The 26,802-nt window shown below is 36.3% G+C and carries 16 protein-coding genes; 14 read left to right on the forward strand and 2 right to left on the reverse strand.

From position 1 onward, the window contains the following. Positions 1 to 19 precede the first annotated feature (19 nt). The 11 genes from L1275_RS00945 (at position 20) to L1275_RS00995 (ending at position 16,364) form a co-directional block, all read left to right on the forward strand. Positions 20 to 2,290 carry a multicopper oxidase family protein gene (locus L1275_RS00945; protein WP_253468783.1) on the forward strand — a complete coding sequence of 757 codons (2,271 nt, stop codon included), beginning with the start codon at positions 20 to 22 and terminating at the stop codon, positions 2,288 to 2,290. Between the two features lie 222 nt (positions 2,291 to 2,512). Further along, positions 2,513 to 2,920, forward strand: coding sequence for a Fur family transcriptional regulator (locus L1275_RS00950; protein WP_230154277.1), 408 nt, complete (start codon positions 2,513 to 2,515; stop codon positions 2,918 to 2,920). A gap of 59 nt (positions 2,921 to 2,979) precedes the next feature. Then, on the forward strand, positions 2,980 to 3,306 hold the full coding sequence (locus L1275_RS00955) for a DUF6660 family protein (RefSeq protein ID WP_230154275.1): 327 nt from the start codon (positions 2,980 to 2,982) through the stop codon (positions 3,304 to 3,306). A gap of 234 nt (positions 3,307 to 3,540) precedes the next feature. Next, the gene (locus tag L1275_RS00960) at positions 3,541 to 7,908 is read left to right on the forward strand and encodes a CusA/CzcA family heavy metal efflux RND transporter (protein WP_253468785.1); all 4,368 of its coding nucleotides are present in this window, start codon (positions 3,541 to 3,543) and stop codon (positions 7,906 to 7,908) included. A gap of 6 nt (positions 7,909 to 7,914) precedes the next feature. Further along, positions 7,915 to 9,198: an efflux RND transporter periplasmic adaptor subunit gene (locus L1275_RS00965; RefSeq protein WP_113667145.1), complete on the forward strand. Its 1,284-nt coding sequence runs from the start codon at positions 7,915 to 7,917 to the stop codon at positions 9,196 to 9,198. Between the two features lie 11 nt (positions 9,199 to 9,209). Next, positions 9,210 to 9,809, forward strand: a complete 600-nt coding sequence (locus L1275_RS00970) for an isoprenylcysteine carboxylmethyltransferase family protein (RefSeq protein ID WP_253468787.1) — start codon at positions 9,210 to 9,212, stop codon at positions 9,807 to 9,809. After that, positions 9,809 to 11,845, forward strand: a complete 2,037-nt coding sequence (locus L1275_RS00975) for a heavy metal translocating P-type ATPase (RefSeq protein WP_253468790.1) — start codon at positions 9,809 to 9,811, stop codon at positions 11,843 to 11,845. The genes L1275_RS00970 and L1275_RS00975 overlap by 1 nt, the downstream gene beginning before the upstream one ends. 82 nt (positions 11,846 to 11,927) lie before the next feature. Continuing rightward, positions 11,928 to 12,239, forward strand: a complete 312-nt coding sequence (locus tag L1275_RS00980; RefSeq protein WP_229941502.1) for a hypothetical protein — start codon at positions 11,928 to 11,930, stop codon at positions 12,237 to 12,239. An 87-nt stretch (positions 12,240 to 12,326) separates the two neighbouring features. After that, on the forward strand, positions 12,327 to 14,498 hold the full coding sequence (locus tag L1275_RS00985) for a TonB-dependent receptor (RefSeq protein WP_253468792.1): 2,172 nt from the start codon (positions 12,327 to 12,329) through the stop codon (positions 14,496 to 14,498). A gap of 5 nt (positions 14,499 to 14,503) precedes the next feature. After that, positions 14,504 to 15,298: a cation transporter gene (locus tag L1275_RS00990; RefSeq protein WP_125013919.1), complete on the forward strand. Its 795-nt coding sequence runs from the start codon at positions 14,504 to 14,506 to the stop codon at positions 15,296 to 15,298. A gap of 241 nt (positions 15,299 to 15,539) precedes the next feature. After that, positions 15,540 to 16,364: an RteC domain-containing protein gene (locus L1275_RS00995; RefSeq protein ID WP_132109836.1), complete on the forward strand. Its 825-nt coding sequence runs from the start codon at positions 15,540 to 15,542 to the stop codon at positions 16,362 to 16,364. Positions 16,365 to 16,373: 9 nt separating this feature from the next. On the opposite strand, the gene L1275_RS01000 is transcribed toward L1275_RS00995, so the two are convergent. Both L1275_RS01000 and L1275_RS01005 read right to left on the reverse strand, forming a co-directional pair. After that, entirely contained in the window at positions 16,374 to 21,758 is a 5,385-nt protein-coding gene (locus L1275_RS01000; protein ID WP_253468794.1) for an N-6 DNA methylase, read from the reverse strand. Further along, positions 21,745 to 22,182 carry a DUF1896 domain-containing protein gene (locus L1275_RS01005; protein WP_074590612.1) on the reverse strand — a complete coding sequence of 146 codons (438 nt, stop codon included), beginning with the start codon at positions 22,180 to 22,182 and terminating at the stop codon, positions 21,745 to 21,747. The genes L1275_RS01000 and L1275_RS01005 overlap by 14 nt, the downstream gene beginning before the upstream one ends. A gap of 215 nt (positions 22,183 to 22,397) precedes the next feature. Here L1275_RS01005 and L1275_RS01010 point away from each other — a divergent pair, with 215 nt between their 5' ends. From L1275_RS01010 to L1275_RS01020, 3 genes are read left to right on the forward strand one after another with little or no spacing between them, the layout of a single operon-like run. Next, positions 22,398 to 22,586 carry a helix-turn-helix transcriptional regulator gene (locus L1275_RS01010; RefSeq protein WP_074590608.1) on the forward strand — a complete coding sequence of 63 codons (189 nt, stop codon included), beginning with the start codon at positions 22,398 to 22,400 and terminating at the stop codon, positions 22,584 to 22,586. Beyond that, positions 22,583 to 25,549, forward strand: a complete 2,967-nt coding sequence (locus tag L1275_RS01015; RefSeq protein WP_253468796.1) for a type I restriction endonuclease subunit R — start codon at positions 22,583 to 22,585, stop codon at positions 25,547 to 25,549. The genes L1275_RS01010 and L1275_RS01015 overlap by 4 nt, the downstream gene beginning before the upstream one ends. Beyond that, positions 25,542 to 26,801: a restriction endonuclease subunit S gene (locus tag L1275_RS01020; protein WP_253468798.1), complete on the forward strand. Its 1,260-nt coding sequence runs from the start codon at positions 25,542 to 25,544 to the stop codon at positions 26,799 to 26,801. Before L1275_RS01015 ends, L1275_RS01020 begins: the two co-directional genes overlap by 8 nt. Position 26,802: the final 1 nt, after the last annotated feature.

Genomic DNA, 26,802 nt, shown 5'->3' on the forward strand with positions numbered 1-26,802 from the left:
TTAATAAAAAAATATTAAAATGAATATACCCAAAAACATTACCACAAGGTTGCTACAGGCAGTTATCATACTGTTGTGTTCGCAATCTCTTTTTGCACAAAAGGTGGTTCGTTACGACCTTTATGTAAAAGACACACTTGTAAACTATGCAGGCAAAGAAAAAAGAGCCATTGCCGTAAATGGTCAAATACCAATGCCAACGCTCACTTTTACCGAAGGCGATACAGCCGAAATTGTTGTACACAACCAATTAAAAGAAAGTACATCACTACATTGGCACGGTGTGTTCCTACCCAATAAAGAAGATGGTGTGCCTTGGCTTACACAAAAACCAATTGAACCAGGAACAACATACACCTATCGTTTCCCGATTATCCAAACCGGAACGCATTGGTATCATTCACATTCGGGCTTGCAAGAGCAGATTGGTATGTATGGTAGTTTTATAATGAAGAAAAAGGATGATGATAAAACCTTTAGAAAAGGAATTGATGATTTACCTACCGTTCCTATTATTTTAAGTGAATGGACAAACTTAAATCCCGATAACATCAACCGAATGTTGCATAATGCCAATGATTGGTCTGCCATCAAAAAAAATGCAACACAGTCTTACACAGAAGCCATTAGAGAAGGACATTTTAAAACAAAAATAAAGAACGAATGGAAACGTATGTTGGCAATGGATGTAAGCGATGTTTATTATGACAAAATTTTAATCAACGGAAATCATACGACCGATTTAAAAACGGTTGATGGCAAAACTCTAAAAGCAGGCGACAAAGTACGATTGCGAATTTCAAACGGTGGTGCTTCGTCCTATTTTTGGTTGCGGTATGCAGGCGGTAAAATTACCGTAGTTGCAAATGACGGCAACGATGTAGAACCTGTGGAAATAGATAGATTAATCATTGCCGTTTCTGAAACTTACGATATTGTAGTCACCATTCCTGAAGATGGTGTTGCTTATGAATTTTTGGCTACTACCGAAGACAGAACACAATCTGCAAGCTATTTTGTGGGTAATGGCATCAAACAACTCATTTCTCCACTTCCCAAATTGAAATATTTTGAAGGAATGAAGATGATGAACGATATGATGAAGATGGACGGTAACCTTGACGATATGGGAATGAAAATGAGCCTGAACCAAATGGATATGAATGTGGTAATGTATCCAGAAATTACAGGCGATTCTAAGCAGAAAGAAGACCATAGCCAACACAATATGAATATGGAAAATGACCCCAACCGTTACAATGCAAATGCTTTGGGAGAAATCAAAACGCTAAATTATGCAATGCTACAATCGCCATACAACACAACACTACCAAAAGATGCACCAGTAAGGGAACTCAAATTTACTCTTACAGGAAATATGAACCGCTATGTGTGGAGTATGGATAATAAAATACTTTCAGAAGTTGATAAAATACCTGTTAAAAAAGGCGAAATTCTACGAATTACCATTCATAATAACTCGATGATGCGCCACCCGATGCACTTGCACGGTTTTGATTTTAGGGTAATCAATGGCAAAGGCGAAAATTCGCCCTTAAAAAATGTGTTGGATATAATGCCAATGGAAACTGATACCATTGAGTTTTTAGCAAACGAAGAAGGAGATTGGTTTTTCCACTGTCATATCCTTTATCATATGATGGGCGGAATGAATAGAGTTTTTGCAGTGGATGACTACCAAAACCCATACTTACCCAACAAAAAACAAGCCTACAATAAATTGCAAAGAGAAAGCAATATGCCACATTTTATGGCTCAAAACGATTTTGCAACCAATGGAAATGATGGTGATGCAATGGTTCAAAATGCAAGATGGTCTTTAGGGACAGAATGGCGTTTAGGTTACAATGATATGCACGGTTACGAGGTGGAAACCCATTTAGGAAGATATATAGGAAAAACGCAATGGCTTATGCCGTTTATTGGTTTTGATTGGCGTTATCGTAAAATGGGAATGGACGAACACGAAACAAATTTGTTTGGGCAAAAAAATGAGAAGGATACACGTAGAGCCTTTAGTTTAGGTTTTATGTACACATTGCCAATGTTAGTCAATTTTCAGGCAGAGGTATATCACGATGGAATTGTTCGTTTGTCATTAATGCGGGAAGATATTCCAATTTCCAAAAGAATAAGAGCAGGATTTATGGTTAATACTGATATGGAATATATGGCAGACCTAAAGTACATCATCAACAAAAACATTGGCATCCGTACACATTACGATAGCGATATGGGTTTTGGAGTGGGGCTCGCACTGAATTATTAGTAAACAGTGTATATAATACGAATTAAGGGTTAAAACCATCAATTAATTTGCGGTTTATTACAAAAAATTAAATATTGCAAAACCATAACTATTAAGACCCAACCCTTAATTCGTATTAATAAGAAATTATATTGTAGATTAAATAGCAAAACCGTTAGTTTGAACACCCATTTTAACATAGCCTCTCGATTTTGGAGTAAATGGCAATAGGAATTGATCATTATGAAAAATGAAGAAAATATTTTACAACAAAGAAATATTAAACCCACAGCAATGCGTTTGTTGGTAATAGAAAAATTGTTGAAACTGCAATATGCCATCAGTCATAAGGAATTAGCAGAACAGTTTGAAAATGCAGATAATGTTACGCTATTCAGAACGCTGAAAACTTTTTTAGAGCACAAACTTATCCATACTATTGACGACGGAACAGGAGTTGTAAAATATGCACTTTGTCAATCGGGTTGCAATTGCAAACCTTCAGAACAGCATACGCATTTTCATTGCTCCCAGTGCCAGCGAACTTTTTGTCTTACCGATACCGAAATTCCAAACATCAATATTCCACTAAATTTTAAATTAGAAGGCATCAATTTGGTACTTAAAGGACGGTGTGACAGATGCAACTAAAATACTATGAAACTTTGCAATCCGATTGCAAAGTTTATTTTTCTATATTTGCACTATAAATGAGATGGATAATCACAATATGGACTTTTTACCTAATGGTACTTTTTTCATTGCCTTGTAGCGATGGAAGTAATCAGTGTGAAGATACCATTCCTAAAATTGAAACCGTTCAATCTCACGACCACAACAAAGATAGCGATGACAATTGCGGTCCTTTTTGTTATTGCAATTGTTGTAGTATAAGTATTACTACTTACCATTTCAAACCTTTTGAAATCAAGCAACCTAAACCCACTCTTATTGTTAAAAAAATTACACTTCGTGATTTTACTTTAATTTCCTTCTACTCAGGAAGTATTTGGCATCCTCCCAAATTTACTGTTTAATTTTTTCAGATTTTCTTAATGCTATTGATGGTTTGTTGCAAGCCTCAGTAATTGTATGCCTTTTATTGGCTTTACGGTACTGTTAGCGTGTTCGTGTTATGTGTTTTCTATGAATGTTTGTTTATAGAAATAATTACAGGCATTATCCACTTCATCCAATAGTTATTTGATTATCTGTTGGCTTCTTATGGCAAGAGGCAATAATTTATTTATCAAAAAATTAAACAGATACACGTGTTAGATAACATTATAAAATTTAGTATTCAGAACAAGCTCGTCATTGGGATAATGACCTTGTTACTCATCATTTGGGGAGTGTGGAGTGCCACAAAACTACCCATTGATGCCGTACCCGATATTACTAATAATCAGGTGCAAATAATTACGGTTTGCCCTACATTGGCAGGGCAAGAAGTAGAACAATTAGTAACCTTCCCTATTGAGCAAAGCATTGCCAATATTCCAGATATAGAAGAAACAAGGAGTATTTCAAGATTTGGCTTATCGGTAATTACAGTAGTATTTAAAGATAAAGTAGACATTTATTTTGCCCGTCAGCTTATCAATGAAAAACTAAAAGAAGCAGAGGAAAATATACCTAAAGGTATTGGCAAGCCAGAACTTGCACCAGTAAGTACCGGATTGGGAGAAGTCTATCAATACATCATCCATCCGAAAAAAGGCAGTGAAAAAAAATACAATGCAAAAGACCTACGCACAATGCAGGATTGGATTGTAGCAAGACAATTATATGGAACTCCCGGAATTGCCGAAGTAAATAGTTTTGGTGGCGAACTGAAACAATATGAAGTAGCAGTAAATCCCAATCGCTTAAAAGCTATGGGGGTAAGTGTTACCGACATTTTTACCGCATTAGAAAAAAACAATCAAAATACTGGTGGTGCATATATCGACAAAAAACCAAACGCTTATTTCATCCGAGGTATCGGTTTGGTAACTTCATTGGATGATGTAAAAAATATCAGTGTAAAAAATGATGGCGGCAGTATTCCCATTTTTATAAAAGACGTAGCAGATGTACGTTTCGGAAGTGCTGTACGATACGGAGCAATGACCTACAACGGCGAAGTAGATGCAGTTGGCGGTGTGGTAATGATGTTGAAAGGCGAGAACAGCAATGAGGTTGTAAATCGCATCAAAGAAAAATTGCCTATTATTCAAAAATCCTTACCCGAAGATATAATTATTGAACCCTATTTAGACCGTACAGATTTGGTTGACAGAGCTATGAGTACCGTTGAAAAGAACCTGATAGAAGGCGCACTGATTGTCATTTTTGTATTGGTGCTTTTTTTAGGGAATTTTAGGGCAGGATTGATTGTAGCATCCGCTATTCCTTTGGCGATGTTGTTTGCATTGGCTTTAATGAATGTGTTTGGCGTAAGTGCCAATTTAATGAGTTTGGGAGCAATAGATTTTGGATTAATTGTAGATGGTGCGGTAATTATTGTAGAAGCTACATTGCATCATTTAGGTTTAAGGAAATCTACACAAAGGCTCACACAGCAAGAAATGGATAATGAAGTATTTACCTCAGCTTCCAAAATTCGTAATAGTGCAGCCTTTGGTGAAATCATTATCCTTATAGTTTATATTCCTATTCTTACATTGGTAGGTGTAGAAGGTAAAATGTTCCGTCCTATGGCACAAACAGTAGGTTTTGCAATATTCGGAGCATTGATATTATCTTTAACATATATCCCGATGATGTGCGCTTTGTTCTTATCTAAAAAGCCGATGCTCAAAGAAACCATTTCGGATAAAATGATGAATTGGTTGCAAAAAATGTATCAACCATTATTAGAAAAAGCCATCAAAATAAAATATTGGCTAGTAGGAATTACCGTTGGTATATTTGTTTTTAGTCTTTTCTTATTTAGCAGAATGGGTGGCGAATTTATACCACAATTACAGGAAGGAGATTTTGCCTTCCATTGTATTTTACCACAAGGCAGTTCATTGAGCCAGAGTATAGAAACCTCTATGCAAGCTTCAAGAATTATTAAAGAATTTGATGAAGTAAAAATGGTAGTAGGTAAAACTGGAGCGGCAGAAGTGCCAACGGATCCAATGCCACCCGAAGCTACTGATATGATGATATTGCTAAAGCCTCAAAGCGAATGGAAAAGTGGCAGAAGTTATGATGAATTGGGAGATGCTATCAATGAAAAATTAGAAGCAATACCTGGTGTGTTCTTTGAAAAAAATCAGCCAATACAAATGCGTTTTAATGAGTTGATGACAGGTATTAGGCAAGATGTAGCAGTAAAAATATTTGGAGAAAATTTAGATACGCTTGCCTTGAATGCTGATAAGGTTAGTAAAATTATACAAACAGTAGAAGGTGCTACATCTCCACAAGTAGAACGTGTGAGTGGTTTACCGCAAATAAATATAGAATACGACCGTACACGTTTAGCCAATTATGGGATAACGGTAGAAGATGTAAACAATGTAGTAAGCACTGCATTTGCAGGAAAAAGTGCTGGTGTAGTATATGAAAACGAAAGAAGATTTGAACTGGTAGTTCGGTTGGATAGTGTTTACCGTAACAGTATCGAAGATGTAAACAATTTGATGATACCAACTTCAACTGGTAATCAAATTCCGCTTTCGCAAGTAGCAACTATTGATTACAAATTAGGACCGGCACAGATAAGCCGTGAAGCAGGAAAACGTAGAATTGTAATCGGGTTCAACGTTGCAGACAGGGATGTACAAAGTGTGGTAGAAGAAATTCAGCAAAAATTAAATACACAGGTAAAATTACCACCGGGCTACTATTTCACGTATGGCGGTCAATTTGAAAACTTGCAGGAAGCCAGTAACCGATTAATGATAGCCGTTCCGGTTTCTTTGTTATTGATTTTTGTATTGCTCTATTTCACGTTCCGTTCCTTTAAACAGGCAGGCTTAATATTTACAGCTATCCCAATGAGTGCGATCGGTGGTATATTGGCTTTATTACTTCGTGGTATGCCGTTCAGCATCAGTGCAGGAATTGGATTTATTGCTTTGTTTGGTGTGGCAGTTCTCAACGGAATTGTATTGATAGGCACTTTCAACCAATTAGAAAAAGAAGGTGTAAAAGATGTTTTCAAACGAGTAATAGAAGGAACTAAAATCCGACTGCGACCAGTATTGATGACAGCAACTGTAGCCAGTTTAGGTTTTTTACCAATGGCATTAAGCAGTAGTGCGGGTGCAGAAGTACAAAAGCCTTTAGCCACGGTAGTAATTGGCGGATTAGTTACAGCAACATTCCTTACCCTATTTGTACTGCCATTACTCTATATCATTTTCAATTCAAATATTAAATTAAAAAGAAAGCCACAAGTGAAACCCATTGTAACCATAATTGTATTGCTTTTATCAATGGTAGGCTTTACAGCAAATGCACAGACAAAAAGTTTAACTAACGTTGACGATGCGATAAATATTGCACTTCAAAATAATCAAACCTTAAAAGCTTCAGATTTAGAAATTGATGCCAGCAAAGCTTTGAAAAAAACTGCCGGAGAATTACCAAAACTTGATATTAATGCACAGTTGGGACAGTACAACAGTACCAAATTCGACCAGTCTTTTCAGGTGTCACAAACCATTCCGTTTCCATCATTATTCGGAGCTAAAAAGCAACTGATTAATGCCGAAATAAAAGGTAAAGAATTGCAAAAAAACCTTACTGTATTGGAGTTAAAAAATCAAGTACGTACTTATTATTATCAAATTTTGTACTTGCAACACAATGAAAAACAGTTACAGCAATTGGATAGTTTGTACAACGATTTTATTAAAATAGCCCAGCTTCGTTATAAAACTGGCGACACCAAAAAAGTGGACATCAGCACAGCGGAAGCTAAGAAAGGCGAAATCAATTTATTGCTAAAACAAAATGGAGTGTTCTTATCCAATGCTGTTGCCAATCTGAAAACATTGATGAACACAAAAGACGATTTTACCATTGCAGAAAACGGAATATTTCAGCCTCTACAAATCAGTAATTTGTTGGATAATGAAGTCGTAGAAAATCATCCTGCCATTCAATCTTTGTATCAGGATGCCATTATTGCCGAGCAAACCAAAAAGGTAGAACGTTCGCAAGGTTTGCCCGATTTCACCATTGGTTACGTCAATCAGTCTTTAATTGGTTTTCAAAATGTAAACGGAGCCGAACAATTTTTCAATGGCGGAAACCGATTTAGTTCTGTAAACATTGGTATTGCTATTCCCATCACTTATGGTGCTACCAAAGCCAGAATAAAATCTTTAGATTACAGAAAACAAGCAGCCGAAGCCAATGCACAGCAACAGCAAAAAACATTGGCTACGCAAATGCAAAATGCCTTGCAACAATACCAGCAAGACCTACAGCAGTTCAATTATTTTGAGAAAGAAGCATTGCCAAATGCCAAGGAAATTGTATCAGCAGCACAATTGGGTTACAGAACAGGCGAAATCAGTTATGTAGAATATCTTTTTGCGCTGCAAACTGCCACCGATATTCAGCTGAATTACCTCAAAAGTATTCAGCAGGTAAACCAATCTGTAATCACTATTTATTCATTCATCAATCAATAAGAAAAAATGAAATTCAATATAAATAAAATCACGTTTATAGCAACGATAGTTGTTTTAATATTTAGCTTTTCGGCTTGTAAAAACGATAAGCAAAACGAAGGTCAATCTACAGAAGCAGCAGCAACCGAAAAAGCTGAAGCTCCTCACGAGGAAGAAGCACCAACCATTGCCACACTAACTGAAGAACAAATAAAAACGGTAGGCATACAATTAGGCGTAATAGAGCAAAAAGAATTAACGGCAACCATCCGAGCAAATGGTTTGCTGAAAGTTCCCAATAACAACAAAGCCAACGCAACTTCTTTGTATGGTGGTGTAATAAAAACACTGAACGTACAAATTGGAGATTATGTAAAAAAAGGACAAGTAATAGCCACTATTGCCAATCCGCAGTTTATACAATTGCAGGAAGAATATTTGAGTACTGCCAGCAGAATTACTTTTGCAGAACAAGAATTATCAAGGCAAAAAGAACTTTTCGAAGGCAATGCAGGAGCGAAAAAAAATCTACAAAGTGCCACAGCCGAACTCAATAGTTTACGTACCAGAAGAGCATCTTTGCAACAACAGATACAATTAATGGGCATCAATCCAGGCTCTGTTTCAAATGGTAATCTAAAATCAGCATTGGTTGTAATCAGTCCTTTGAATGGTACGGTTAGTAAGGTTTCCGCTAAAATAGGAAGCTATGTAGATGTATCTTCTCCTGTTATTGAAATTGTAGATAACAGTTCCTTGCATTTGGATTTGAATGTTTTTGAAAAAGATATGCCGATGCTCAAAGTAGGGCAAACTATTCATTTTAGAATAACCAACAATGCAGTAGAAGACTATAATGCTAAAATATTTGCAATAGGCTCATCTTTTGAAAACGAAAGCAAAACAATTGCCACTCACGCCGTGGTACAAGGCAATAAAACAGGACTTATAGACGGAATGAATGTTACTGCCATTGTAAGCCTTAACAACGTAACTACTCCTGCTGTACCCAATGATGCTATTGTAAATGCTGATGGCAAATACTATGTTTTTGTGCAAACCGATAAAAAAGCAGAAGAGCATCACGAAGAAGGCGAAAAAGAAGGAAGCCATAAAGAGAGTGAAGAAGAACATAAGGAAGATAAGTCCAGTAAGAATTTTGAAAAAGTAGAAGTGCTGAAAGGTGTATCTGATATGGGTTATACCGCTGTAACCTTTGTAAACGAAATTCCTGCAAATGCAAAAATTGTGGTAAAAGGAGCCTTTTTTGTAAACGCAAAATTGAGCAATACTGGTGGTCACGAACACTAAAAAAAGAAACTATGATTTGGCTAAATTTTTATTTGCCTTTGTATTTGGTGTTGTATATGATGGTAGCTTTTGTGCTACCGTCATACCGCACCTATAAGCAAACAGGCATCAATCCGATAACATTTGGCAAAACGGATAACGCACACGATTACATCGGTTTTGTAATGAAAGTATTGATAGCCTTGCTTTTTATAGCGGTATTCATTTATTCATTCAGCGATAAAGCATATCAGTATCTAGTACCCATTTCTTATTTAATGAAAGAAGTGTTTATGACAGTTGGATTAATCTTGATACATCTTTCACTACTCTGGATTTCGGTAGCTCAATATCAAATGAGCAACAGTTGGCGTATTGGTATAGATGAAAACAATAAAACCGAATTAATAACAAAAGGCTTATATTCTTATAGCCGAAACCCGATATTCTTAGGAATGATAGTCAGCGTTACCGGAATATTTTTCATACTGCCAAATACAATTACATTTTTCCTGATGCTATCCATTTACATCGTTATCCAAATTCAGATAAGATTGGAAGAAAAATTTTTAGAAAAACAACACGGACAAGAATATTTATCCTATAAACAAACTACTAAAAGATTACTATAATGGAACATAAACATAAATATGATGCACAAGGCAAACAGCTTTGTTGCACACCTCAAGAAGAAAAAATATATACCGATGCCGATGCTAAAATGCTATTGGAAAAACATCACGACGATGATGGACACAACCACGAACACACCGATGATGACGGTCATAACCACGGAAGTACCGATAAATCTACCTTTCAAATGTTTTTACCTGCTATCATCAGTTTTGTATTATTGATGATAGCCATAACTTTCGATAATTGGCTTCCTCAATCTTGGTTTACAGGTTGGATAAGAATTGTTTGGTATGTTGTAGCCTATGCGCCTGTTGGATTGCCCGTAATTAAAGAAGCCTTTGAAAGTATCAGAAAAGGCGATGTATTTTCAGAATTTTTATTAATGAGCATTGCAACCATCGGAGCTTTTTCTATTGGCGAATACCCTGAAGGTGTAGCTGTAATGTTATTTTATGCCGTTGGCGAAGTATTCCAAACCTTAGCCGTAACAAGAGCGAAAGCTAACATTAAAACGTTGCTCGATCAAAGACCAGATGAAGTAACTATTTTAGAAAATAATCAAGCTAAAACCATAAAAGCAGAAACTGCAAGTATTGGCAATATCATCCAACTAAAACCCGGAGAAAAATTAGGGCTAGATGGCGAATTATTATCCGAAACCGCTTCATTCAATACAGCAGCACTTACAGGAGAAAGTAAGCCAGATACCAAAACCAAAGGCGAAACCGTATTGGCAGGAATGATAAATTTAACGACCGTTGCACAAGTAAAAGTGACGACCGCTTATACCGATAGCAAACTTTCTAAAATTTTGGAGTTGGTACAAAATGCCACCGCACAAAAAGCACCGACAGAATTATTCATCCGAAAATTTGCAAAAATCTACACTCCGATTGTTGTGTTGTTGGCAGTGCTAATTACCATAATACCTTATTTTTTTGTGAGCGATTATGTATTTAGTCAATGGTTGTACAGAGCATTGGTATTCTTGGTTATTTCTTGTCCGTGTGCTTTGGTTATCAGTATTCCTTTAGGTTATTTTGGAGGAATTGGAGCCGCTTCCAAAAATGGAATTTTGTTTAAAGGAAGCAACTTTTTAGATGCCATTGCCGATATTAAAAACGTAGTGATGGACAAAACGGGTACAATGACCGAGGGTGTTTTCAAAGTTCAAGAAGTGGTATTAAAATCTGAATTTAATAAAGATGAAATCCTGAAAATGGTCAACGCTTTAGAAAGCCAAAGTACACATCCGGTTGCTACCGCTATCCATCAATATGTAGGTGAAATTGATAGCTCGATAAAGTTAGAAAATACAGAAGAAATTGCAGGTCACGGTTTGAAAGCCAATGTAAATGGAAAAGAATTATTGGTAGGAAATTTTAAATTGATGGATAAATTCAATATCAATTATGATTTAGACCCAACCACAATTGTTTATACCTTAATTGCCATTGCTTACGATAGAAAATTTGCAGGTTACATTACCATTGCCGACAGCATAAAGGAAGATGCACAGCTAACCATTGACAAACTGAAAGCATTAGGTGTAAAAACCACAATGTTAAGCGGAGATAAAAGCACAGTAGTAAAATTTGTTGCCGATAAATTAGGAATTAATAATGCCTTTGGCGATTTATTACCCGAAGACAAAGTAAATAAAGTAAAAGAAATAAAAGCCCAAAACGAAACCGTAGCATTCGTAGGCGATGGCGTGAACGACGCACCAGTAGTAGCTTTGAGCGATGTAGGAATTGCAATGGGTGGTTTAGGAAGTGATGCCACCATCGAAACTGCAGATGTGGTTATTCAGGATGATAAGCCAAGCAAAATCCCGATGGCAATCAATATTGGGAAGCAAACAAAAAAAATAGTTTGGCAAAATATCATTTTAGCATTTGCTGTAAAAGCAATCGTTTTAGTACTTGGCGCAGGTGGTTTAGCCACAATGTGGGAAGCCGTTTTTGCTGATGTTGGTGTGGCTTTATTGGCAATTTTAAACGCTGTACGCATACAAAGGATGAAATTTTAAAGAATAGTTGGTTTTATACAAAATGGGTAGTAATGATAACAGGGGTAGTAGTTTGTAACGTAGTTTTCAATATCTTTGGGAAATGAAACATTTATCATCCATATTAGCATTAATGGTCTTGGTCTTATCGACCTTGCCAGGCTTTATGGAAGATAAATGCTTTGACGTCATACATCAAACAACAAATAGTCAGGAAGAAGATAGCGACGGTTGCGGTATGGAATGTTGCTCGCCTTTTTCTAAATGCAATACCTGTACCGGATTTGTAATTACCTCTTTTTATGCTTTAACAACAAATTCTGCCCAACAACCTGAAAAGAAATTAAGTGTAATAACTGCCTCAGCTGTTTCAGACTTCCTCTCTTCCATTTGGCAACCGCCTAAGATTAATTAATGTTTTTAGTGTCTTCGGCACAATAACAAATTGCGGTGCTACAAACCGTCAATTCTTATTTTTTAAACATTAATAATTTTTCATATAATGAAAAAAATACTCTTTATGTCATTTTTTATGACACTAAATCTCTGTGTCTTTGCACAAAACACATTTAATGCTGTTGTTAGAAACAGTGAAAACAAAAATCCTTTGATTGGTGTGACAGCATCTATAAAAGGAACCTCGCTTGCCGCTACATCAAACGAAAACGGTCAAATCATAATAGTAAATGTTCCTGATGGTGTACAGGAAATACATTTTAGTTACGTAGGCTTTTATGAACGTATTGATACACTGGAATTTCCATTAAAGGACACCAGCGTTATTGAAATCTTACTCAAAGAAAATTCAGAAGAATTGGATGAAGTGGTTATATCTTCTACAAGAAGTACAAGGAGCATACAAAATATTCCAACCCGTATTGAATTTATCGGAAGTGAAGAATTGGGTGAAAAAGGCAATATGAAACCAGGAGATATTCGTATGCTTTTGGCGGAAAGTACAGGTATTCACGTACAAACCACTTCGCCTACCAGTGCCAATGCAAGTATCCGTATTCAAGGACTTGACGGAAGATATACGCAAATCCTGAAAGACGGCTTCCCTATTTTTTCGGGTGCTTCAAGCGGATTAGGTTTGTTGCAAATTCCACCGCTTGACTTAAAGCAGGTTGAAGTTATTAAAGGTTCTACATCTACGCTGTATGGTGGTGGAGCAATAGCAGGTTTGGTAAACCTGATTTCCAAGACACCAACGGAAGAAAGGGATTTGCGTTTTCATTTAAACGGAACATCAGGAGGAGGTTTAGACATCAACGGTTTTTACGGACAGAAGTTTAAGAAAATCGGAACAACCATATTTGCTTCGCATAATAGAAACGGAGCTTACGACCCTGCAAAAATTGGTTTTTCTGCCATTCCAAAATTTGAACGTTTTGTACTGAACCCTAAATTGTTTGTTTATTTCAATGATAAAACAAAAATGAATTTCGGTGTCAATACAACTATCGAAAACCGTTTGGGAGGTGATATGCTTTACATCAAAGGTAAAGGAGATAACACGCATCAGTATTTCGAGAAAAATAAAACACAACGCTATTCCACTCAATTTGTTTTCGACCATTTGATTAATGAAAAAAGTTCTTTTCAAATTAAAAACAGCGTGAGTTATTTTAACCGAAATACAACAATTCCCAACTATCAGTTTGAGGGAACACAAACCGCAACTTTTACAGAAGCAAATTATACCAACAGTACAGAAAAATCGGAATGGGTAGCCGGGGTCAATATTTGGACAGACAATTTTAAAGAAAAGCAGATTACTGCATTTCCGTTGAGGGATTACAGCCAAAACACATTCGGAGCTTTCGTTCAAAATTCTTTTAAGGCTACTGATTGGCTTCAATTAGAAGCGGGTTTAAGAACGGATTACGTGATAGATTACGGAGCTGTATTTTTGCCAAGAGTATCTGCATTGTTTAAGATTGCAAACGGATTGACTTCACGTATTGGAGGTGGATTTGGGTATAAAACACCAACCATTTTTACAGAAGAAAGCGAACGCCTACAATATCAAAATGTAATGCCTATTGACAACAAAATCAATAAATTGGAAAAAAGTTATGGAGCAAATGCAGACATCAATTACCGCACCTACATTGGGGAAGATTGGTCATTTAGCATAAACCAATTGTTCTTTTACACCTATCTGGATAATCCCTTGTTACTTGAAAACCCCTCTGCAAATCTGTATCAGTTCGTTAATTCTCCAGGTTATATTCATACTAAAGGAACAGAAACCAATATTAAAATTGGTTACGATGACCTGAAATTATTTTTGGGATACACTTATACAGATGCTCGATTAAACCAAAATGGAATGACTGTAGAAAGCCCGTTAACGCCAAAGCACCGCATTAATTCCATCCTGATGTATGAAATAGAAGACAAATGGAAAGTTGGTCTGGAAGCCTATTATTTCAGTCCTCAAAAACTGAATAATGGAACTACGGGCAAAGGTTACTTTATTACCGGGTTTATGGCTGAAAAGATTTGGGAAAGATTTTCTCTGTACATCAACTTTGAAAACTTCCTTGACACCCGACAAACACGCTTTGGTAGCATTTATACAGGAACAATAACCAATCCGGTTTTTAAAGACATTTATGCACCTTTGGACGGATTTGTGATTAACGGAGGAATAAAATTCAAGCTTTAAAACAAATGGAAAAAACCATATTCAATATAACTAAAATGGATTGCCCAAGCGAGGAGCAATTAATCCGTATGAAACTGCAAGACTTTGATACGGTAAAAGGATTGGAATTTGATATAGCCAATAGAAAATTGGACGTTTATCACAATGGAAACCCAGAGCCAATTTTTTTGGCTTTGGGAACACTGAACCTAAATACGACATTGGTTTCAACTGAAAAAAGCAATTTTGTTGTTGAAACAGATACAAGCAACAAGCAACGGAAATTACTTTGGATCGTGTTGATTATCAACTTCCTGTTCTTTGGATTGGAAATGTTATTCGGTATTTTTTCAGGTTCAATGGGATTGATAGCCGATAGCTTGGATATGCTTGCGGACAGTGTCGTTTACGCATTGGCTTTAATAGCTGTGGGGGGAACAATCGCCCTAAAAAACAACATCGCCAGATTTGCAGGATACTTCCAAGTCTTACTTGCTATTGTAGGTTTCGTTGAAGTGATCAGACGTTTTATGGGAATTGAAGCTATGCCCGATTTCAAAACAATGATTGTCGTTTCAGTTTTAGCATTGATTGCAAACGTATTTTGCCTTTATCTCTTACAAAAGAACAAAAGTAAAGAAGCGCATATGCAGGCTTCGATGATATTCACATCAAATGATGTCATTATCAATTCGGGAGTTATTGTTGCTGGTCTTTTAGTTAATTGGCTCAATTCAAGTTATCCAGATTTGATTATTGGGGCTATTGTATTTGTAATTGTAGCAAGAGGGGCTTACAGAATATTGAAGTTGGCAAAGTAAATCCCTAAATCTATAATTGCCTTTATCTTAGAAGAATAGGAGATAATAGAAATAAAAAAAGAGTGTTCAGGAATTGTTCTAATAAACATTCCTGAAATCTTTTAACCGATTATGGAAGAAGCTAAGCTATTGCAAATAGGCTCTATAATAATTTCAAAAAAATTCATTAGATGTGATATAGCCTACAAATTACACAGTTTATTTTTTTCTCTAACCCAAATATAGATTTCAAAATAGCCAAATGAACAAATTTTATACAGAAACACTACACAAGCTGGAAACAGAAATCAACGATTTGGAGATTGAAACCGATCACTCTATACAACGGATAGAAGCCGTTATAGGTATCATTCTAAAATGTTTGTCGGAAGTAAAGAAATATGTTCTAAACAGAGGATTTAAGAATATTGGGGAAGAAATCCACTTTTTCAAACATCAGAAGCCTATTATTGTTTCAAAACTTATTTACTACAATGCCATATATAAAATTGAGGCGAAAAAGCCTTATGGAGCAAAACCAGTCAGAAAATATCTTAACAAAGAACTAAAAAAACTCAAAGGGTTCTTTGACAATAACATTGATTTTTATAAATATTACCGCAGTAATAACTCCTTTCTTGACGAAAGATTTTTTGTTCGTGGCAAACACGATATAAAACTATGGTTGGACACAATTTATTTTGAAACTGACCAAAGCTTCTCTACATCCCACGATTATAAAGTAGCTAAAATCGTAGCTAATGATTTGATACAAGTTTACATTGAAAACCAATTGAATACTAAAAACTATAATAAGATTTCTCATGAATCTCCTTTAAACTGGACTGGTAACAAAACAGCATTAACCGAATTGATTTACGCATTATATTCACTAGGCGTATTTGAAAACGGAAATGTTGACATAAAGCTTATCTCCAAAACTTTTGAAAGAACCTTTAATATTGACTTAGGTGATTTCTATCATACGTTCATGGAACTTAAATCCCGGAAGATAAACCGAACAAAATTCCTTGACAGCCTCCGAGATGCATTGATTAAGAAAATGGACGAACAGGATGAAATGTAGCTGACACTATTATAATACACCTCTTGATAAATGAATACCTTTCGTGTGTACTCTATTTTCTGAAACCGATGCAACTTCTTTCTGTTTTTCGGTTTGTTCCGCAGGTTCTTCTTTGGGTTCTGTTGTAATGGACAACTGTATTTTTCTATCGATAGAAGCCAATTCTGTTTTCAATTCGCTTAACCTATTTTCCTTTGTCCACGTACCTTTAACTATTTCCTGAAGTATCGGTAAATCTTTTTTCAGTTCCGTAATTTTCTTTTGTTCCTGCTCAATATAGCCAGGGAGTTTTTCCAATGCATTGAGAAAGTTCATAGATGCCAATTTTGCATCGTTGGCAATGATACCATTATTATAAGTGTATTTGATATTGCCTTCGCCCTGCACCAAAAAACGATTTACTCTTATATCCACGCCCTCTTTTTCGGATATTTCGGTTTTAACCAACAACGTAAATCCATATAAAGTACCTATTTCTTCATACTGACCTCCTGTGCGGGATTTGTCTGCAATCTGGTTAAGTTTAGCACCAATCTGTTTCATATCCGCATTGGGCAACAAACCATCCAATAAAACAGGGTTTGCAATAGTATCGTCCGAATTTTTCTGTATGCGTTGTTGCAGGTTCTTCCAATCGAGGCTTATCCGTTCCAATCGTGATTGAGTGCTTTCCAACAAAGAAGTAACATCTTCCAACTTATATTTAGAACTGACTTTGGAACGGTTGAAAGCTTGCTTTTCGCTTTCCAGTCCTGCAACTTGTTTTTCAATTTTCGCTTTATCCAAAAGGTCGGTATTACCCGAAAGAATAGCCACATATTCCGAGAAATTCATTCCCGATTTTTCGTCCATACTTCCTTCATCAATGGTACGTTTGCCGAGGTTATTAGTTTTAAGCTGGTCTATAAAAAGTTGCTTGTTGTACAAGAGATTGAACTTATAGCTATCCAACGATTTTTCTGTAGCATAAATAATTACATCCACTTTATTGTTTGCGAAATGCTTAGCAATTTCATTACCCTTTCGTATTGCTCTTCCATCCCTTTGGGTAAGGTCGCTTGGTCGCCAAGGCGTATCTAAATGATGAACTGCAACGGCTTTTTTCTGTGCATTCACGCCAGTTCCAAGCATACTTGTAGAACCGAAAATCACACGAATTTTACCCTCGTTCATATCCTTGATAAGTCCTTTACGCTGGTTATCGTTTTTGGCTTCCTGTATAAAACGGACTTCGTGTGCCGGAATACCGTGATTTTCCACAAGTTTGCGTTTTATTTCAGAATATACATTCCATTCGCCAGGCTTGTAGGTGCCGAGGTCGGAAAAGATAAACTGTGTACCTTTCTGTGCATTGAATTTGTTGTAATATTTCGCAATGTTTGTCGCACAATGGGATGCTTTATTGTCGGGATGGTCATCATATCTACCGCCAACCATTCGCATATCTAAAGACATTTTTCGGGCATAGTCGGTAGCGATAAGCATTTTTGCTTTTTCTTCTCGTTGCGATAAAGGTGCTCTTCCCAGCAAAGTCGCATTACCCGATTTTGCAAAATCCATCAGATTTTGGATAAATGCTGTCTGGTCGGGTGTTGGTGGAATGTTATACAGTATTTCGTTCTTTTCAGGGCGGTCAATGCCAATATCTTTTGCCGTTCTGTAATCTGTAATTTCAGAGTAGAATTGTGCCAATTCTGGCACTTTAATAAAGTATCGGAAACGTTCTTTTGCTACAATATTGTTGGCAACCGAGAATTCATAATCCGTAGTTTTTCTTGCATAAATAGCAGACCACGCATCGAAGCAGTTAATTCCTTGCTTTTCCAACGCTCTTGGTCTCAGGTATTTGAACAAAAGGTACAATTCCGTAAGTGAATTACTGATTGTTGTTCCGGAAAGGAAAGTCGCACCCATATCCGCTTGTATTTTGTCTTGAATGGTTCGAATTGCAAAAAGCAGGTTCATTGCTTTTTGGCTTCCATCTACATTTCCCAATCCGGCAACCCTTGTGTGGCGTGTGTTGAACATCAAATTTTTGAATTGATGGCTTTCGTCCACAAACAAATGGTCGATGCCCATCATTTTGAAGTCTACTACATCATCCTTTCTGTTATCAATATCGTGTTGCAGGGTTTTCAGTTTTACCTCAAGATTTTCTTTCCGTTTGATAGCACCCGCAAGCATCCCTCGTGTAACTTCACTGCCTTCAGATTTTAGAGCATCGAGATTTCGCTCTACACTGTCTAATTCAATTTCGAGAATTTCCTTTTGCATTTCGGGCGATTGCGGTATCATACCGAACTGGTCGTGGGTTAATATCACACAATCCCAATCGTTGTTTTTAATATCCCCGAAAATCCGCAAGCGTTTTTTGGGCGTAAAATCTTCTTTGCCAGGATAGAGAATTTTTGCGTGTGGATAGGCGGTTCTGTAAGCTTCTGCAATTTCGTGAACGTTACTTTTTAACCCGATAATCATCGGTTTGTGTGCTAAACCCAAACGCTTCATTTCTTGTGAAGTCGTACACATTACCAATGTTTTTCCAGCACCAACTTCGTGGTCGCAAATAGCACCGTTGTTCAGCTTTATCATCCAAACAGTATCTTTCTGGCTCGAATACAAGTCTTCAATACCTAATGATTTTCTATCCAAACCCGGAAATTCCTGATGGCTTCCGTCATAATTCGGCCGTACAAAACAGTTGAAAGTGTTGTTGTATTGGTCGGTCAACCTGCTTTTAAATTCATCGTTTTGAGCGTGAAGCCAATCAGTAAAAGCAGTACGGATTTCGTCAATCTTGGTATTAGCCACCTGTACGGCTTCCATATCCCTGACCTTGACTTCTTGGTCACCAACCTTGATTTTTTTGGTAATGTCTGGTGTGGTATTTACGAGTGCGTGTTTAAGCAAAGCAATCCCATCAAAGGTTCTACTCTCTGATTTTACGGCATATTTGTCCCATATATGCACATTCTTTTGGTTGCACTTTACCGAAAAATCATCCGAACTTTCGGAATAATGGATATTGACTTCCGTATCAAACAAGTGCGAAGCAAAACGGGCATAAATCCCTGTGGGTATCCAGCGTTCGCCTAAATTAAAATCGAGTTCTTCAAATTCGATACGTCTTGGTTTGGCTTCTTCCAAAACGGTAAGACTTGGTTTGGCTTCTGCATCATCGGGACTACTTTCAAGATAGGCTTTGACCTCTTCATATTTCTCTACTATATTTCCAGCAATCCATCGTTCGGCTATATCATATTCCTTTTGTAAAGGATTATAGAAAATACGACCGTGTAGAGCCTCTTTCAAAGCATCGGCAGGCATACTGCTGATTTCGGACATATAATCCAAATCCACCTTGCCGTATTTGTTCAGTGATGATGTTAAAGCTTCATCGGGATTGTCTGTTGCTAAAGTGGTAGTAGAAAAAGTAACGGGACGACTGAATATATCCGCCTTATGCACCACACCGCCAACTACACGTTCCAGATAAGGAATTTCTTTCCCTGCACTGTCTGTTTTAATCAATTTGATATTTTCGGCACTGTTCAGGTTGCCATATCTTTTTACAAAAACATCATACAAATTATTCAGCGTTTCCCTTTCTACTGTATGTTCATTTTGCTTTTCGGCTTCCTTTTGATACAAATCGAGATAGCTATCTCTTACTGAAATGTAGGCTTCAGCTCTTCCTTTCTGCAATGATGGTAATTGCAAGGGATGGAACATTGCTGTTGCTCCATTTTTATCAACATCTTGCAAATGACCAACCCAACCATTATCTACAACAAGACAATCACTTCGATGAAATGATTGTAATCCTTTGCTGTATAAAGCAGGTTCAGGAATGGTACTGACAACGGTTTGCTTTTGAGCCTGACCATTTCCGTTTAAGCCCGAAAACAGGTCGCCGATAACTTCCTCATTTTTGCTGACAGTTGAAGTATTTCCATTTGAAATTGGAGGGACATAAGGTGGCTGTATCGCCGAACTGAACAAGTCTGCTTGGCGAACAATATTGGCTCTTCGCTTCGTGGAAGTTTGCCTTTGAGTTTGAGTACCTTTTTTTGGTGGAGCAATAACCGCTACTGGTTCGTCCACATTTTCAAACAAGTCGAAAATGCTTAATTGTTTTAATTCCTTTGGATTTTCCTGAATGGTTACAGGTGTTGGTTTAATTGTTATAGGCTCTACAATGGGAGCTATAACAGTTGGTGTAATTGGAATTTGTATGTTCGGCTCGCCTTTGTATAAACTCAAATTCAGATGATTTTCAAAATCTTCTGAAAGCATTTTTTTAAGGTCTTTGGTAATTCCGGTAACGCCATCTTTATGCGTATAAATTAAGGCTGGTTTTCCATAAGGGTCGGTGTCTAATTTTCTATCTGTATGAACAATTCTTGTGCTATCCTGAAAAAAAGCATTGTTTGGTGTATTATATTCTGTTGTATTACTTTGGCAAAACAGTTCTTCCACTTCGGTCAGACTTTGTTTTGTCGTATTTTTTTGCAGGATAATCAGGTCGCTTCCAACTTCTGTACCTGCATATTCAGTAAACAGATTATTTGGCAATCTAACAACCGAAACCAGACTGCTATTCTGCATCAATGCCCTGCGTATCGGTTCGTTTTTTGGGCTATTTAGAATACCCTGCGAGGTAACAAATGCCAACAAGCCACCGTCACGTAGCATATCCGTTCCTTTTAAAAAAAAATAATTGTGGATGCTTCGGGATGCCTGTATTTTTGCTTCGTCCTTACTTCGGGAATACGAAAGATCAAATATGGAAGTATCGCCAAAAGGGATATTACTTGCAATTACATCATAAGTGTTTTGTTCCTTTTCGGGTATTTCCTCAAAACCACTTATACGGATATTGCTTTCGGGATAAAGCTGTTTTAAAATCTTGCCTGTCAGCAAATCCTTTTCATAAGCCGTTACATTGGGTTGCTGGTTTTCGGAAAAGGATTGTATGAAAGAGCCGATACCTGCGGAAGGTTCAAGGAATTTTTGAATGTTCAAACCGCTATCACTCAATGTTGAAGAAATTGCATCTATAACCTGTGGCGGTGTATAAAAAGCCGTCAGCACCGAACTTTTCATACTGTCCACATACCTGCGGTATTGCTTTTCGTCTTCGGAATTTTCTCTTAATAGTTGGTGGAGCTCCTGTGTAAGTGGAAATAAATCATGTTCAGTTTTTCGCCAATTATTGATGTCTATTTCATTTTCTATGGGGTTTAATACGAATTTAAGACCGCCAAATCCGCTGTATTGCATCATTAGCAGTCTTTCGCCTATGGTAGTTTGTCGGTTCTCCTTTTCAATTTTGAAAGCAATTCGTAAGGCATCAATGTTCTGTTGGAGATGTTGCTTTTTACTGAAGCCCATTTTCCGCTATCCATATTGCGATGGTTCCGGTTATTTCGGTGTAGAGCTGGTCATACTCATAACCATAAGCGAAGTCATCAGTTAGTTCATAGTTGGAGAAAATAGGTTCACAAACACGGAACATTTTTAAAGTAAATGGTCGCAATTCTTCATCTGCCATTATGGTGTCGAACTCATTACAAACCACCTGAAACACGGTATCGAACTTAGAAAAATGTAAACCATCGAAAAGAATATAATTGGCGATTTCGTTACATTTTTCAATATCATTTCCCGATTGAAAAGCACCTTCATAGGCATTGGTAGCCCAAGAGGAACGCTGGTTTATAAATTTTTCGTCATGAGCCTTTTCTGGAAAGCTGGTGTTTAATAATTCTTGTAGTCGTAATCTAAAATACGACAGTTCTTTTTGTTGTGTATCCATGCTATAAATTGTTTATGATTTTGCTTGACTGATAAAATTAGTGTTGGAAGTAATGGTTTTCGAAAAAGTGGTAAGGTTTGGCGTTGAAAGGTAGAATTTGGCTGAAGTAATCTTTTATAATTCTTTTTAAAACCTCACGATATTATGGTGAGTATTTACACTTTTTGCTATTGTATATTCACTATATTTGACACTGTAATTTAATTAGGCACCGAATGAACCGAATTAAAGAAATTTTGAAAGAGAAAGGTATCTCACAAGCTTGGCTTGCAAAAAAACTAGACAAAAGCTACAACACAATTAATGAGTATGCTAGAAATGTGAGACAACCAAGTATTGAAGATTTGTACCGAATTGCAAAAATTCTAGACGTTAACGCTAAAGATTTATTGACAGAAGAATGAGTAAAGAAAACCAAATAGAAGATAACCTGATAGAGCAACTAAAAGGGCTTAAATATGTCTATCGTCCTGAAATTGTCGATAGAAAATCATTAGAAAACAACTTCCGTCAGAAATTTGAGGCACTCAATCGTGTTCGATTGACAGATGGCGAGTATTTGCGATTACGCGAAGAAATCATAAACCCTGACGTTTTTGAAGCTTCTAAATTATTACGTGAAAGGCAATATTTTCAACGTGAGGATGGAACGCCCTTTCATTACACATTAGTAAACAACAAAGACTGGTGCAAGAATGATTTTGAAGTCATCAATCAATTACGAATTAATACAGAAAATAGTCATCAAAGATATGATGTTATTATCCTCATTAATGGTTTGCCTGTAGTACAAATTGAGCTCAAAAAAGGTGATATTTCGCATCGGAAAGCCATGCAACAAATTGTTGATTATAAAAATGAACCAGGGAATGGTTACGCTAACTCGCTGCTTTGTTTTATGCAAATGTTTATCGTTAGTAATAGTGGAAGAACACTTTATTTTGCTAACAATAAAAATCAACACTTCGCTTTTAATGCAGATGAACAATTTCTGCCCGTATATGAATTAGCAGATATCGACAATAAAAAGATCAATAATTTACATGATTTTGCTGATAAATTTCTAACCAAATGTACTCTTGGTGAAATGATCAGTAAGTATATGGTACTAGTAGAGAGCGAACAGAAATTGCTTGTAATGCGACCATATCAAATATATGCGGTAAAAGCTATTGTAGACTGCATAAAAGACAACAGAGGTAATGGTTATATATGGCATACTACAGGTAGTGGAAAAACACTAACTTCTTTTAAGGCCTCTACTTTACTAAAAAACAATCCAGATATTGAAAAATGTTTGTTTGTGGTTGATAGAAAAGACCTTGATAGACAAACAAGAGAGGAATTCAATAGATTTCAAGAAGGCAGTGTAGAAGAAAATACCAACACTGAAACTTTAGTAAGACGTCTATTATCTACCGACTACGCAGATAAGGTTATCGTTACCACAATTCAAAAGTTAGGATTGGCACTTGATGGTACCAACAAGAAAAACTATAAAGAGCGTTTAGAGCCTCTCAGTAATAAACGTATAGTTTTTATTTTTGATGAGTGTCATCGTTCTCAGTTTGGAGATAATCACAAAGCCATTAAAGAGTTTTTTCCTAATGCTCAGTTATTTGGGTTTACTGGTACACCTATTTTTGATGAAAATGCAACTTACAACATTCGAGAAGGTGAATATGCCTCGTATAAAACTACGAAGGATATTTTTCAACAGGAATTACATGCTTATACGATTACTCATGCTATAGAAGATAAGAACGTTTTGCGTTTCCATATAGATTATTTCAAAGGTAAAGGCACGCAAAATGCTAAGCCAGGTGAAGCGATTGCGCAACAAGCAGTTGTAGAAGCCATTTTGGAAAAACACGATACAGCTACAAATCAACGTAAATTTAATGCGGTATTAGCAACAGCTTCCATTAATAATGCTATCGAATATTACAAACTTTTTAAAGAGGCTCAAAAAAGGAAACAAACCGAGAATACAGAATATGTTCCTCTGAATATTGCCTGTGTATTCTCTCCACCAGCGGAAGGAAACAAAGATATTCAGCAAATACAGGAAGATTTAGCACAGGAAAAAGAAGATAATAAGCAAAATCCGGAAGAGAAGAAAAAAGCTTTGACGGAAATAATTACTGATTACAATAAACAATTTGGTTCCAATCATAGTATCAATGAGTTTGATTTGTATTATCAGGATATACAAAGACGTATTAAAGACCAGAAATACAGCAATAAAGATTACCCACATAAAAACAAGATTGATATTACTATCGTAGTAGATATGTTGCTTACAGGTTTTGATTCCAAATACCTGAATACCTTGTATGTAGACAAAAACCTTAAATACCACGGACTGATACAAGCGTTTTCACGAACTAATCGTGTATTAAATGACACGAAGCCTTATGGTAATATTTTGGATTTCCGTTCTCAACAGGAGTTGGTTAATCAGGCAATTGCTCTTTTTTCAGGTGGAAACGGTGGAAATGCTAGAGAGATATGGTTAGTAGATCCTTCACCAGTGGTGATGGATAAATTCAAACAAGCCGTAGAAAAATTAGGGGTATTTATGCAGGATCATAATTTGCTCCGTGAACCAGAAGAAGTCTATAATTTAAAAGGTGATGCAGCAAAAATAACTTTCATTGAAAATTTCAAGGAAATACAACGTTTAAAATTGCAGTTAGATCAATTTACTGATTTAGACGAAGAACAAAAGGCGAAGATTGAAGCTATTTTACCAAAAGAAAATTTTCAGGAGTTTCGTAGCTCGTACATAGAAACCGCTAAACAGTTTCAAAAAAGACAGCAGAAAGAAGGCGATGATGCACCACCTGAAATTCAGCAATTGGATTTTGAATTTGTTTTGTTTGCTTCTGCCGTGATTGATTATGATTACATCATGAATCTTATTGCAGACAGCACACAAAAGAAACCCGCTAAGCAAAAAATGACCAAAACACAGGTTATTAGCTTAATGAGTGCTAATGCAAATATGCTGGACGAGCAAGAAGATTTAACGGAGTACATTAATACATTAGACTGGAACAGCGGACAAGATGTAAATACTTTGCGTAAAGGTTACGACACTTTTAAAGACGATAAATATAACAAAGAATTGGCTGCCATTGCCCACAAACACGGTTTGCAAACAACAGCTTTAAAAAGCTTTGTAGAAAAAATAATGAGCCGAATGATTTTTGACGGAGAAGAACTAACGGACTTACTACAACCATTGCAATTAAGCTGGAAAGAACGCAGAGTAAAAGAATTGGCATTAATGGAAGATTTGGTACCACAATTAAAAAAAATAGCCCAAGGGCGTGAAATTTCAGGACTAGCAGCTTATGAATAAAGTATTAATACCAGAATTGCGGTTTCCTGAGTTTTTAAATGAAGGAAACTGGAATATTGAAAAACTAGGAGAAATCTCTGAAATAGTCCGTGGTGGTTCTCCAAGACCAATTCAAGATTATATGACTAACAATAAGGATGGTTTAAATTGGTTAAAAATCGCTGATGTTGCTCCTGAGTCAAAGTACATAACTAGTACAAAAGAAAAAGTATTAAAAGAAGCTTTAACTAGTACAAGAGAAGTAAGCAATGGAGACTTGATTCTGTCCAACTCTATGAGTTTTGGAAGACCATACATTTTAAAAATAAAAACGTGTATTCACGATGGTTGGATTGCAATAAGAAAGATTTCAGATATAACTTTTGAAGATTATTTATACTATTTTATTTCTTCTCACTCATGCCAATCATATTTTCAAACAAATGCTGCAGGTGCAGCGGTGAAAAATCTGAATGCAGAAATTATAAAACGACTACCTATTTATTTACCTAAGAAAAAACAAGAGCAACAAAAAATAGCATCTTGTCTTTCCTCTTTAGATGAAGTAATTGCAACGCAAAGTCAAAAGTTAGAATTATTGAGAGACCATAAAAAAGGTTTAATGCAAAACCTTTTTCCGCAGGAAGGAAAAACTGCTCCGAAGTATCGTTTTCCTGAGTTTGAGAATGATGGAAAATGGAATGAGAAAACGCTAAATGAAGTAGCAACATTCTTAAAAGGTAAGGGAGTTTCAAAATCTGATATTGTTGAAAACGGAAGGTTACCCTGTATCAGATATGGAGAGCTTTATACTCACTATAAAGAAACTATTGGTATCATAAAATCTTACACAAATTTAAGCGCTGATGGTTTAGTAATGAGTAAAGCGAATGATGTGATTATTCCAGCATCAGGAGAAACACAAATAGATATTGCAACAGCTTCGTGTGTGTTAGCTGATGGAATTGCTCTGGGAGGGGATTTAAATATCATTAGAACAAAAATTAACGGAGTGTTCTTGTCTTACTTGATGAATAATGTTAAGAAGAAAGAAATAGCTCAATTAGCACAAGGTATTTCAGTAGTACACCTTTACTCGAACCAGTTAAAAACCCTAAAAATCAACATTCCAAAGCCAAAAGAACAACAAAAAATAGCTTCTTGTCTTTCTGCTCTCGATGAACTCATTGCTTCACAGGTAAAAAAAATAGAACATTTGAAACAGCACAAAAAAGGTTTAATGCAAGGTTTATTTCCAAAAATAAATGATTAGA

The organism is Flavobacterium sp. HSC-61S13 (assembly GCF_024171535.1).
Classification (GTDB): domain Bacteria; phylum Bacteroidota; class Bacteroidia; order Flavobacteriales; family Flavobacteriaceae; genus Flavobacterium.